13 protein-coding genes are annotated in these 12,702 nt (G+C 35.7%); 4 read left to right on the top strand and 9 right to left on the bottom strand.

Annotated elements, in window-relative coordinates; all coding sequences use genetic code 11:
- Positions 1 to 18: 18 nt before the first annotated feature.
- Both ACIQXF_RS17895 and ACIQXF_RS17890 read left to right on the top strand, forming a co-directional pair.
- On the top strand, positions 19 to 1,131 hold the full coding sequence (locus ACIQXF_RS17895; protein WP_402785454.1) for a mandelate racemase/muconate lactonizing enzyme family protein: 1,113 nt from the start codon (positions 19 to 21) through the stop codon (positions 1,129 to 1,131).
- A 12-nt stretch (positions 1,132 to 1,143) separates the two neighbouring features.
- Positions 1,144 to 1,824, top strand: coding sequence for a GNAT family N-acetyltransferase (locus ACIQXF_RS17890; RefSeq protein WP_402785451.1), 681 nt, complete (start codon positions 1,144 to 1,146; stop codon positions 1,822 to 1,824).
- A gap of 417 nt (positions 1,825 to 2,241) precedes the next feature.
- Here the strand turns inward: ACIQXF_RS17890 and ACIQXF_RS17885 are convergent, their stop codons facing one another.
- The 5 genes from ACIQXF_RS17885 to ACIQXF_RS17865 all read right to left on the bottom strand — a co-directional run bounded on the left by ACIQXF_RS17885 (position 2,242) and on the right by ACIQXF_RS17865 (position 5,080).
- Positions 2,242 to 2,886: a YesK family protein gene (locus ACIQXF_RS17885; protein WP_402785586.1), complete on the bottom strand. Its 645-nt coding sequence runs from the start codon at positions 2,884 to 2,886 to the stop codon at positions 2,242 to 2,244.
- A gap of 33 nt (positions 2,887 to 2,919) precedes the next feature.
- A complete protein-coding gene (locus ACIQXF_RS17880; RefSeq protein WP_402785448.1) occupies positions 2,920 to 3,405 on the bottom strand; it encodes a hypothetical protein in 486 nt (161 codons plus the stop codon).
- A 5-nt stretch (positions 3,406 to 3,410) separates the two neighbouring features.
- Positions 3,411 to 3,536: a sigma factor-like helix-turn-helix DNA-binding protein gene (locus ACIQXF_RS17875; RefSeq protein WP_402785583.1), complete on the bottom strand. Its 126-nt coding sequence runs from the start codon at positions 3,534 to 3,536 to the stop codon at positions 3,411 to 3,413.
- Positions 3,537 to 3,586: 50 nt separating this feature from the next.
- Entirely contained in the window at positions 3,587 to 3,889 is a 303-nt protein-coding gene (locus ACIQXF_RS17870; RefSeq protein ID WP_402785445.1) for an RNA polymerase sigma factor, read from the bottom strand.
- 483 nt (positions 3,890 to 4,372) lie between these two features.
- Positions 4,373 to 5,080 (bottom strand): Fe-S oxidoreductase, encoded by a 708-nt coding sequence (locus ACIQXF_RS17865; protein ID WP_402785442.1) that lies wholly within the window; start codon positions 5,078 to 5,080, stop codon positions 4,373 to 4,375.
- A 119-nt stretch (positions 5,081 to 5,199) separates the two neighbouring features.
- Here ACIQXF_RS17865 and ACIQXF_RS17860 point away from each other — a divergent pair, with 119 nt between their 5' ends.
- Entirely contained in the window at positions 5,200 to 5,631 is a 432-nt protein-coding gene (locus ACIQXF_RS17860; RefSeq protein WP_402785439.1) for a DUF4395 domain-containing protein, read from the top strand.
- Positions 5,632 to 6,665: 1,034 nt separating this feature from the next.
- Here ACIQXF_RS17860 and ACIQXF_RS17855 read toward each other — a convergent pair.
- From ACIQXF_RS17855 to ACIQXF_RS17845, 3 genes are all read right to left on the bottom strand, one after another.
- Positions 6,666 to 7,643 (bottom strand): DMT family transporter, encoded by a 978-nt coding sequence (locus ACIQXF_RS17855; protein WP_402785436.1) that lies wholly within the window; start codon positions 7,641 to 7,643, stop codon positions 6,666 to 6,668.
- Positions 7,644 to 7,773: 130 nt separating this feature from the next.
- Positions 7,774 to 9,003: a peptidase T gene (pepT, locus tag ACIQXF_RS17850; RefSeq protein WP_402785434.1), complete on the bottom strand. Its 1,230-nt coding sequence runs from the start codon at positions 9,001 to 9,003 to the stop codon at positions 7,774 to 7,776.
- A 160-nt stretch (positions 9,004 to 9,163) separates the two neighbouring features.
- Complete coding sequence (locus tag ACIQXF_RS17845; RefSeq protein WP_402785431.1) at positions 9,164 to 9,823, bottom strand: lysoplasmalogenase; 660 nt, start codon at positions 9,821 to 9,823, stop codon at positions 9,164 to 9,166.
- 178 nt (positions 9,824 to 10,001) lie between these two features.
- Here ACIQXF_RS17845 and ACIQXF_RS17840 point away from each other — a divergent pair, with 178 nt between their 5' ends.
- Positions 10,002 to 11,681, top strand: coding sequence for a hypothetical protein (locus ACIQXF_RS17840; protein WP_402785428.1), 1,680 nt, complete (start codon positions 10,002 to 10,004; stop codon positions 11,679 to 11,681).
- Positions 11,682 to 11,733: 52 nt separating this feature from the next.
- Here the strand turns inward: ACIQXF_RS17840 and ACIQXF_RS17835 are convergent, their stop codons facing one another.
- Positions 11,734 to 12,159: a hypothetical protein gene (locus ACIQXF_RS17835; protein ID WP_402785425.1), complete on the bottom strand. Its 426-nt coding sequence runs from the start codon at positions 12,157 to 12,159 to the stop codon at positions 11,734 to 11,736.
- Positions 12,160 to 12,702 lie beyond the last annotated feature (543 nt).

Below are 12,702 nucleotides of genomic sequence, written 5' to 3'. Positions count from 1 at the left end.
TGCAGGAGACTGATAAATATGAAAATCCAACAGGTAGAAATTTTTGCAATTCATTTACCACTTATTGATCCATTTATCATTAGTTATGCTACATATGATACAATGCCTTCCATTATTTTAAAAGTTACGACAGACACAGGTATTATCGGCTATGGTGAGGCAGTGCCAGATGAGCACGTAACAGGGGAGACATGGGAAAGCACATATGCTGTATTAAAAAATCAGCTTGTCCCTGCAATTATTGGAGAAAATCCAATGTCATTTGAAAAAATTCACGATAAAATGAACAAAATTGTGAAGGATGTGCCAGCAGCGAAAGCAGCGATTGATATTGCTTGTTTCGATATAACTGGTAAAGCACTACAGGTCCCAGTATACCAACTTATAGGGGGACGCTATCATGAGAAATTCCCTATTACACATGTATTGAGTATTGGAACATCAGAAGCTATGGCTGATGAGGCGGCTAAGCGAGTAGAAATGGGCTATCAGTCATTTAAAATGAAGGTAGGAACAGAAGTTGCACGTGATGTTGCTCGTATCAAGGCAGTACGTGAACGTGTAGGTGAAGATATCGCAATTCGAGTGGATGTAAACCAAGGATGGGGAAATGCTTCAACTACATTACAGGGCTTACGTGCAATGAAAGATTTAAATATTGATTGGTTAGAGCAGCCGGTTGATAGTGAGGATATCGATGGAATGGTAGAAGTTAAGTCAAAATCAGATGTACCATTAATGATTGATGAAGGACTTCGCGGTGTACGTGAAATGCGTGAGATTATTGCAAAACGTGCTGCGGATAAAGTAAATATTAAATTAATGAAATGCGGTGGAATTTATCCTGCTATGAAATTAGCAGTTATGGCTGAAATGGCAGGAATTGAATGTCAAATTGGATCAATGGTAGAATCATCTGTTGGTTCAGCAGCTGGCTTCCATGTAGCATTCTCTAAAAAAATAATGACAAGTGTAGAATTAACAGGTCCGCTAAAATTCTCTAAGGATGTTGGAAACTTACACTACGATGTACCGTTTATCTGTTTAAATGAAAAACCAGGATTAGGGGTAGAAGTAGACGAAGAGATTCTAAAAGAATTATGCAAATTCTCAACAATTGTAACAGCTTGAGGAGGCAGCGAAATGGAAAAAATTTACGAAGGTATGCTCGGTGGAACGCCGTTTTATGTGACAACATTAAATCGTCAACATTTACCGGAAATTGAGAAATTGCAACTTAAGGTTTATGAATCGTTAACAGATCAAAGTATATTACAACCATTAAGCACAGAGGAGTTTGAATATATTTTAAATGGAAATGGCCTGATGATAGGTGCTTACGTAGAGAATAAGTTAATTGCTTTTCGGGCATTATTAAACCCACCTATTGATGAGGAGCACCTTGGCTATGATTGTGGAATTGCTGAAGATGAACTACACCGAGTGTTATATCAAGAAATCTCGAATGTATCACCAACATATCGTGGCTACGGCTTACAAAAAACATTAGCAAAAGTTGTCATGAATCAGATTGATTTAGAAAAATATGATTATGTATGCTCTACGGTGAAGCCATATAATATCCCTAGCTTAAAAGATAAATTTTCTCAAGATTTAGTGGTAAAGGGATTGAAAATTAAGTATGTGGATAAGCTGCGCTATATTTTCTATAAAGACTTGCGACAAGAGCTGCCAATCTTTACAGAAAAAAAATCGATTTCGATGGCCGATACAGTTGGTCAGCAACAGCTTTTAAAACAGGGTTATATAGGTACTTCTATGTATGAAGATCAAAATGATTGGTTCGTCGTTTATGAAAAATAAATAACAGCAAAAAGCCTTACCTTGTCGACAAAAGATTAAATTAAGTGTCAATAAACAAAGGTTGATTTTCACTCCGAGTTGGTGCTTTCCGCGGGCTTGGCTTCAATCTTCTCGTCACTACGTTCCTGCGGGGCTTTCAGCGCAAGCCCATCCCGCAGGAGTCGCCACTCTCCGTGAAAAAATCAACGGTTCCTTTTCACTAGTTTGAGTCGACAAGCTGAAACAAATAGAATTAAGCTATTGATGTAAAAAACTCAAACAAGCATAGGCACAACCCCGTCCTAAATATAGGACGGGGTTAAAATGTAAGGTATTTAACTATATATAAAGTCGTTGATAAAATATAAGTTTTTTTCAATAATAGCGTCCGATTGTTTAATAAGGGTGTACAGTTACAATTTACATTGAAGTAGTTTTTTAGTTATTAAATTTAGAATTGATTATCTCTCCATCAGTTGTTTGGACCACTAACGGCTCAACAATTTTGTCTAGACCTATCTTTATAAATGGGATTCCCTCTGGTTTTCCTTTATCGACAACCTTAACTGTGACTTCAGTGTTCCCTATGGTCTTTACATCTTTTACTTCTATATGCTTTCCTTCATATTTCTCGCCTAATTGAATATAAATTAGTTTCTTTCCTTCAGAAATCGTAAATACATCGTAGTAGGAGGGAGTATCTTTTCCAGCCACTATAACGCCTTCTTCATTGATCCAATAACCTTTATCTAAAATAATAGTCCAACCAATAATAGCAAAAATAAGGACTGGGACTATAAATAAAATTGATTTATCTACTCTGTTAAATTCAGACTGTTTTAGGCCTTTCGTAAAAGGAAGAAACCACGTCCCAACTATGGCAGCTATCAAAATGCCTACTCCAAGAATTCCAAAACCCATCCCTTCAAAGCCTCTCACTTTGAACAATCCGTATAGCACGATGAACACAGCAATTAAAAATGTCACAATCGGAGACAAGTGGAACTTTCCTGTTTTTTTCAAAGCAATTAAAGTGAAAAGGAAGATACATGCCCCAATAATGAAACCAACTAAACTTATCATTACCAATTTATTCACCCCCAACATATTAATGTATTAATTGAAAATTGACATAAATGTGTCTAAAAAAAATATGATTCCCAAATCAAAAAGAATTGAGAGTATAGTCCACCTTTTGGTAAAAAAGGTCATCGTGAATACTGATAAAAAAATAGCTGCTGGGAAATAGAACATGAAAGTGACACTTTTGATATATTCAATGGCCGCATCGGCAGACAGTTCCCAGTTATAAAAGTGAAAAGAAGAATATATGATATAAAATAAAATGAAGGCTCTAACGGAAATAAACAACCATTTAAGGCCATGATTAAACTGAACTAATTTCTTTAATGGCTTTATTTCTACTTCCGCACTTCGTTCTAACATCGGATAATTTCCCTCAGCTAATTCATTAAATAATTGCCTACACTCATTACAGTCTTGAATATGTTCCAAAACCACTTCTTTTGTTTCCTGTTCTAGCTCATCAAATACAGAGATTAACTCCCGTGAAAGAATATGAATCTTTTGGGAATCCTCCATCTTTTTCACCTCTTTCTAGCCATCTGCTTTCTCATCCTAAATATCTTGGATTTTAATGTAGGGATAGGTATATCCAAAAGTGTACTTATTTCTTGATAATCATAACCATAATGAAACTTAGCTAAAAAAATAGCCTTATCATGCGTAGATAGATAACCTAAGGTAGTTATAATTTGGGAATTTATAATTGCCTTTGATTCTCAATTAATAAGCTTTCAATTACACTTTCATCATGAAACAGCGCTGGTTTTCTTTTTTTGTAATGATCGAGGAGTGTATTTTTAGCTGCTTTCACTAACCAACTTTTCATATAAGTAACTTGTTGAACTCTTGATGGATCTGTTAAGATTTTTGCAAATAACTCTTGAATGATGTCATCGGCTATGTCATAACTTTTAGTTAATCCAATTAAAAAGTTCCGTAAATATGTGTAATGCTCCTCATAAATCTCTTCAATCACCTCAAATGGATTTTGATTAATCATTTTTATCCTCCGTAAGATATCGCGCACTAAAGAGACGACTCAAATTGGAAAAAGTTTTAACTTTTTTTAGTAATAGTAAAAAAGTTAATACTAGCTAGCAAAAAGGGGAAAACATACGTCAAAGTGGAATTGCCAAACATCTGTATATTGGAATGTTTAATCAAAATACATCACAAACCCATATTTTATGATATATAAAAAGAATCCAATTTGAATAAAATATTAATCAAATTGGATTCTTTTTCATTAAAATTTAGGTTTCTACTTTATATATTCTTAACCGGATTGCCCAACAAATCTTGCTAGATTGTTGAGTAGAATGACTCGCATTCTTTAAACATTTGAATGGGGTATGTTTGAATATCGATGCTTCACGATTAAAACGCCATATAGCTTAACGCAATCAGGAGTATCGTTTGTCTACAGTCTGAGCCTTACCTTTTATTTATTATGAGAGGTAAGGCTTTTTTTGTTAAGGGGATTTTATTTCATTGGGCAAAAGCCACAAGCCATTAATCCAGGTATATCTTTAGAAAAACAACATGATTTTCGTACAGGAACGTTTACTAAATCAGTTGGGCTTTGACCTCCGGTATATTGTGCCCACCACGATTTGTTAGAAAATCGAGCCCAAGTTTTAGGATCTTCCAAAATTTCAATATCCTCCATTGCTTGGTCAGCTAGGCCAGGATTAGATAACAACATATGATAGTGCCAAAGTAGATATCCAAAGAAATTCTCCCAAATAGTAAGGGGGGAAATAGACGTAACTTTGCGAAGTTGTTGAACGATAATATGCCCATCATAGAGGATCTTCTCAATCACTGCTTGACGCTCATCTTCATCGACATAACGCCAATCGTTTGGGTTAACAAACATTGCGACTGTAAAACTGTTGAATTCTTTTGCTGCGTCAAATCGAAGTTCAATGGGTTTACCATCCCACACTTCGTCATAGGCTGCAAGCATGTAAAACTGCATAGCAAAAAACATACCATAGCGGCGTGCAAAATGAGAGATAGCTGCTGATTCCGTTGCTGCGTCAGTAATACCCATCATAAGATTTAAAAAATCAGGATGGTAAAAGTCTTTATGTATATCAGCTAATGTAAATAATGTCCTCTTCGGCTCTGTTGTGTAAATACTATAGGAATTTAATTGTCGAACTTGATCCATCGTTAAAGCTGGCATTGTGATCACCTTTTCTTTCAATCTTCTGCTATATCAATTATAAATTAATCGTTTTGGCTTCACAAATGGTATGCAATATAGTAAAATACATTAAACATATCTGAAAGGTAGGGTTTTAGATGTCACAGTCACATTCAATCCCAAGACCACTTGTTCGACTTAATCAATGGACGATTCTTTTGAGTGTCATTTTGACATGGGTAACAGGAATCACTTGGATAGTAGCAATTCCATTAGTAGCAAATTTACTTGGTGTTATATGTAATTTTAATCCCATTATCCGATTAGGTAAGCTGTTTTTGACAAAAGCTCCTTCTGCTTATATACCAGAGGACGCACAGCAGCAAAAATTTAATGCCAGTATTGCGAGCTTTTGTTTGGCAGGTGGTTTTTTAAGTTACTTGCTGAAATGGCAGGTAGTAGGCTATATATTTACAGGGATGGTTGCTATAGCTTCTTCCATAGCTCTTGCAGGCTTTTGTATAGGATGTTTTTTACATTTCCAGCTAAAGCAATGGCAATATCGCCGCTCGTTGAATAAGGTATTGTAGTTAAAAAATAAAAAATTAATTTTCTGATAAATGTTGACTTTTTAATTGATAATGATTATCATTATCGTATAAAGATTATTCCTCTTCTACAATACAGTGTAGAGAGGATGAACTTTAGCTACTTTTCTCCAGAAGTTTGCTAGTTCATGATAACGCTCCTAAAACCCCCCTCATTTTTTGGGAACGTAAAATCTATAGACGACTCACTCCGTTGTGATTGAGTCGTCTTTTTTTGATAAAAAGAGATAGTTTTTCGATAAAATGGTATTATTTTTCGATAAAAGCTCAAAAAGTTTCGATAAAATGGCATTATTTTTCGATAAAAGCTCAAATTGTTCCGATAAAATGAGTTATGTTATCTCCCCCCAAGGTGTCGCCCAGTCTCCACTCCAATCAACTGATATACTCACCTTGTGCCAAAAATTGCAATCTAATATATAGTATTCCTGAATATATTTGATAGTAGGGTAAAATTTGGTGTGATAATTTGAATGTTTAACAATATTGAAGGAAATTAAAATGGGTTTGAGTTCTTTCAAGAAATGTTATATGAGTCTATGCATATTCCTGTAAATAAACCATCCAAAGCGGTTTTACTTAACTCGCCTCAGACAAGAAAATATCATGAAGGCGGAGAAAGGGAGATAAAGCTTTGATTGCCTTTGACGTAGAAAATCAAACTTGTTGGTGCAGTCTGGTACAGATTGTTTGATGAAAATAATAAAGGCTATGGTTTTATTGATTGCATTACTCCTGAAATAGGGATCGCTGTTTCAAAAGATGCAAAGGGAAAAGAGCTTTACTGATGCGTAAGATAATTTAACAAGCAAAGGATGAAGGATACAATACTATTTCACTTAGTGTAGACCTTGAAAATAGCTCGGCCATTAATATTTATAACAAACTTGGCTTTCAGGGTTATGAAGTAGTAGGTACTTTTACAACAATGATTTACAAATTATAGTGCTCTCTAGAATAAAAAATGTACACTACTAAAACTAAAAGTAAATTTAGTAATGTACATTTTTTTAATATTACAGAGTAGAGCTGTTATGAGAGGAAGATTGTTGAATAGCACTTTTTTTTCCTAATATCATCGTATAGTAGCTATGAAGCAGCATGCCAACAATGATGACTCCGAGGCCTGCTAGAGCAATTGGGTCTGGGAATGCAATGCCGAGTAATAATACCTCACCAATAATAACAAAAAGTATTTCAGTTGATTGTGTTGCTTCAACCGCTGCAAGCTTACCTTGATGATCTCGCACTCTGTCGGTTGCAATAAAAAATAAAGTTGTCGCGATGACACCTGAGCTTATACCTACAAGTAGTGATTGAATCACTTGGTTTATTGAAGGAAGCCCGACCGTTGCAATGGCGTAAATGGCCATAATAATCCATGCGGGCATTGAGGCGATGGTCATCCCTAGAACACGTTGAAATGTATCGATCCGTCCCACGCAGATTTCCATCATTTTGCGGTTACCAAGGGGGTATGCAAATGCTGCAATAACAACAGGGAGGATGCCGAGTACTAAACTATTAAATGAAGCAGACCGTGCCTGTGGTAATTGAATGAGTAAAATACCGATTAGAATGACACATGAAATAAGAAGTGAAATTAACGGTATTTTTTGACGCACCTTTTTCCCAGCTACTACCGAAACAAAGAGGGGAGCTAGTAATACTCCAGCGACAATTGTAAATTGCCATGTTCCAGAAACGAGCCAGCCTGGACCGAATGCTGCTGCGAATGTCAATGGTGCATAAAACAAGACAAATCCGACGAAGCTCCAAAGAAGCCAAGCTGCGGGCTGTGATTTCATTTCACCAGAAAGCTGTGAAAAGCCTTTTCGATAAAGCACAATAGCTAGTAAAAATGGTAGCATGAAAAAATAACGTAAAGAAGCACTCCATAGCCAACTACCACCTTGCATTTCCATTGCGTGATTCAATATAAAAGTAACAGCGAAGAAAAGTGAAGCTAAAATGCCTAACGCAATTTCTTTCATGAAAGTCACCTCAATTTGAGTTTTGAGCCCAAATCCTTTATGTAATATTTGAAAATTCAGTATTATTCTTTGGAAAAATTACGAAGAAAGGAGCAAATCCTTCTTCGTAATTAAAGATATATTGATAAAATTATTTTCCTTGTTGTTCAAATAGCTGTACGATTTCAATAATCACTTGTGTTGCTTTTTCCATAGTTTCCGCAGATACATATTCGAATTTACCGTGCATATTTTCGCCACCTGCAAAAATATTTGGAGTTGGTAAGCCCATGTAAGACAGCTGTGAACCATCAGTGCCGCCACGAATCGGTAATGTAATTGGCGTAATATCTAGCTTTTCCATTGCCGCACGTGCAATGTCGACTATTTCCTTCACTGGCTCGATTTTCTCACCCATATTATAGTATTGATCTTCCATGGTAATGCTTAAAGCATCTTCACCATATTGAGCCTTAATTTTCGCTGCTGCATTAAGCATTAATTGTTTCTTTGCCTCGAACTTTTGGCGGTCATGGTCACGTACAATATAGGAAAGTTCCGTGTGCTCAATTGCCCCTTTAAAGTCCATTAAGTGAATAAAGCCTTCGTAGCCCTCAGTCTTTTCTGGTACAGCATCAGTAGGCATTTCATTTTGGAAGGCAATAGCCATTGTGATAGCATTCACCATTTTATTTTTCGCTGAACCAGGGTGTACACTCGTACCTTTAGTAACAACCTTTGCACCTGCTGCATTAAAGCTTTCGAATTGTAGCTCGCCAAGTGGTCCGCCATCCATGGTATAAGCATAGTCTGCACCAAATGCAGCTACATCAAATTTATGGGGACCTCGGCCAATCTCTTCATCAGGCGTAAAGGCTACACGTAATTTGCCGTGTTTAATGGAAGGATTGTTTACTAGATATTCCATGGCAGTTATAATTTCAGCGATACCAGCTTTATCGTCAGCACCTAATAATGTAGTACCATCCGTCGTAATTAACGTTTGACCTACATAATTTTTAAGTTCAGGGAAATCTGTTGGTGACATACTTAAATTTTCATTCAGTTGAATATCTCCGCCATCATAGTTGTCAATGCGCTGTGGATTAACATTTGTTCCAGTGAAATCTGTTGTAGTGTCTACATGAGCTAAAAAGCCAATTGTTGGCACTTCTTTATCAGTGTTTGCTTCAAGTGTCGCAAATAAGTATCCGTTTTTGTCTAATGTAATGTCAGTTAAGCCAATTGCAGCAAGTTCATCTTTTAGTACATGCAATAAGTCAAATTGTTTTTGTGTTGAAGGAGTTGTTTCGCTTGTGAAATCAGATTGTGTATCAATTTTTGCATAGCGAACTAATCGCTCGATTACTTGTTCTTTCATAAGTATGGCCCCCTAATGTGTTTGTTTGACCAACTTCATGCTGTTGCTGTCGCTACGCTTTCGCACAGACAAAACCATTTTGCTGACGCTTCGCTTTCGCGCAAAAAACATCTGTTGGCTTAAAGCCTACGGACACAATGATGCCGAGGTATAATTGATATTATTGTAACACTTTACTTCGGATTTCGGAATATTGAAGGATGCTTAAAGCAATAAGTAATTGAGCACTGTAATATGTCAACATAATAATCTCATGTGAAAAGGATAATGGCATAACAAATTTGTTAATAGATAAGTATGAATCTGATGCGATAAATAACAAAGCTCCAATCGTTGCAAGCGTGGAACCTGTTCGAATCGCAGTCCAACCCATCGTTAATATTACGGTGATATAGGCCATTACTGCAATACCCAGTACAACCTTCCCTGAGGTAAACACTGAACCCGCAATCCAGATAGCCATGCTTACGCCATAAACAAGTAATACAATCTTCGCCCAAGTTGGCACTTGTCGTTCGTAAGTAGAAGAGAAGGCAAAGATATAAAAAATATGCCCAATTAAGAAGCTTGTTAGCCCAATTAAGAACCATTGCAGTGTATAATCCCCAATCATACAAAATACAAGCCCGATGACTATTAAAAGTTGATACTTTTTAATTCCCGATGTTTTTTGAGTAGCAGCTAAGATAATGATTAAAAGCATCGGAATGACTTTAAAGACGAGTTTCAGACTTTCTGCAATATGGGAAAAGAAAAAAATATAATAAAGGCCAAACAAAATAATGAATGTAATGAAAATCTTTTTTGACAAATCTCTCATCTCCTTTTCTTTGAAATTCTTTATCTATGTTAAAATTTCCTTTAGCCAAATCCCTTTTTTACTAGAAAAATGATATTTTAAATGAAGAAGGGATGCGGCACTATACTCAGCATATGTACGAAACTTTTTTTATATGAAGCCGTAAATATAGATAGCAAGTTAAGAAAGGGTGAACGAAATGACCAAGCTATTAATAGCTTCGACAGTCATTGCATTAATTGCGAGTGTTTTATTAACACCGCTAATAACAAAAAAACGAGAAGACGGAAAATCTAAAAAGGTAATTGGATACTTTTTTGTGGGTGTTTTTGTACTAGGATTTTTAGCTACTGGTATAGCAATATATGTAACAAAAATGGATGTAAACTGGCTTGCTTTTTGGCCTGCTATTATTCTATTAACTTTAGGTGGGGCGTTCCTTGCAAGTGGTGTTGAAAGGAAAATAAAAGGTCTATTATTTTTAGTAAGTTTAGGTGTTGCAGTATATGTATTATCGGCTCCTATATGGAATGCTAACGATAAATTCAAATCAGCTGAGATGAAGGAAGAGGTTGAAATAAAGCCATTTGATGAAACACAAACACCGGCCAGTGTGCCTCCTAAATTTGTACGTAATAAGATGAAAAAAGCATTCGGGCAAGTGCCAAATACAAGCTATTATGAGCTAGGAAACCTGCAAATTCAAAAAGTGAATGGTGAGTATGTTTATATTGCACCAGTTGAGTTTTCAAGCTTCTTTAAATGGATGAACGGTGGTACGACACCTGGATACTTTATCATGAGTGCGACGGATTCAGCAGATAACCCTAAATTTGTTAAGCAAGAAATGAAATATGTGCCTTCTGCTTACTTAAATGATAATTTAGAGCGTCATATACGTTTACAACACCCATTCCTTATTTTTAACGGGGATGTACAGCTTGAAGTAGATGATGATGGTAAGCCGTATTACATTCGTTCATACGGTGAATTCGTTTCAGCACGTAATGGCTTTGACGTTAAGGGGATTGTACTTGTAGACGCACTAACAGGGAAATCTGAAGTTGTTAAGTTGAAGGATGTCCCAGCGTTTATTGATGGAGCGGTATCGCCTGAAACGGTAAGCTTACAAAATAGCTATTTCGGTAATTATATTCACGGATTTTGGAATAGTAAGTTTGGTAAGAAAGATGTAAAACTTCCTTCTGATGAGGGAACAGAATCAAATGTCAGCCCAATTTTTGACGAGAAGGGCGATATGTATTATTTCACTGATTTTACGAGCCCTAAAGAAGGTGTCGATTCAATGCTTGGCTATTCATTAACAAATGCTCGAACAGGTGAAGCAACCTATTATACAGGAAATTTAGATTCTTCATATATGGATTCACAGGGGAATTTACAAATTATTGAGAAGAAATTTATAGAGAAAAAATGGACGGGAGAAATGCCAGTATTGTATAACTTTTATGGTGAAGCTAGTTGGTTAACAGCGGTGCTAGATTCAAATGGTTTCTTGCAACATTATTTCATTGTGTCTGCGGTAAATCCTGAAATATCCGTTTATGCTACAACTCCTAAAGAGGCATTAAAATTATATAAAACTGCCCTAAATCGTGGTGGCAATACGGTCGATGGTAGCTCACATGCAGAAGAAAAAAATGCTAGTGGAAAGGTGCTTCGTGTATACAAAGAACGTCTTGGGGAATATACAGTTGTATCATTTTTACTAAATAACGGAGAAAACTATTTAGTAAGTGCAGAAACAGCGCCGCTTGCAATTTACTTACAAGCAGGTGATGAAGTAATTCTTTCGTATGGTGATACAGGTGAACAGTTCTTACCAGTTCAATCACTGATTATCAAAGGTCTACAATAGAAGCTAAATAAAAAGACGATCTAGTTGCAGCTAATGCACGGAGGTCGTCTTTTTATGTAGGTTGGGAATGTATATAGCGAAGCATTTTTTCCTGATGATTCGTAAAAAGAGTCTTCGCATGATCATTTAACGCATATATTTCATGAATGTAGCCTTGCAGTAAATTCTGTTCATATTCGAAGGAATGAGGGTCTTCATTTTCTAAAATATGTGCTAATAAAAGTGCGTGTAATACTACCACTTCTAAGTTTTGCGTATTTGTAATAAATTTTAAATTAAGGATGGTGGTATGGGCAACGAATCGATTGACATAATCAATAGCGTTCTTATAAACAGTTAAGTCGATATGTGGTTCAAGTCGTTTTCTTAGTGAAGTACACTCACTATTTAAGTCTTGAATTTTTATAAATAAACCTCTCACACTTCGCTTATGTTGTTGTTCTAAGGTACGAGCAAGATCTTTATCGACATAGGCCATGTATATATAACTCCTTTCCACATAATGGTCATCTATTAATATTAATGGAATTATATGAAAAGGAAAGAGTCTTTTTGTTTAATTTATACTTAAATTTAACCTCCCTCCGAAAAAATATCTCTCACTTCTATACGTGAAAAAACAATGTCCTTTCTCTATTAATCACCTTTTGAGTAAAGTTTGATCAAAATGATAGGATATTCCCGTCGCTTAGTATGGTTTAGTTAAATATTTTAGTATGGTTTAGTTAAATATTATATAGGAAGCTTTTCATTGAAATGAAAAAGAATAATTTTTTATTAGAAAAAGTGTTGACCTTTTTGAATTATGAGTGTAGTATTATACAAGTCGCTAAGATAACTACTGATAAACAATTAAATTAAATAAATTAGTTGTTGACACGGAGTTTATGATGTGATATTATATAAGAGTTGCTGCTGAGAAAACGGCGGCGATATGAACCTTGAAAACTGAACAAGCAAAACGTAATCAATAAAGTTTTTAGTAGCTAACCTTGAGTTAGTGAACAAAACAAATTTTGGA

The sequence above is a fragment of the Lysinibacillus sp. NPDC097231 genome, assembly GCF_044761885.1.
GTDB lineage: Bacteria > Bacillota > Bacilli > Bacillales_A > Planococcaceae > Lysinibacillus.
This window is presented reverse-complemented; position numbering and strand designations above follow the sequence as displayed.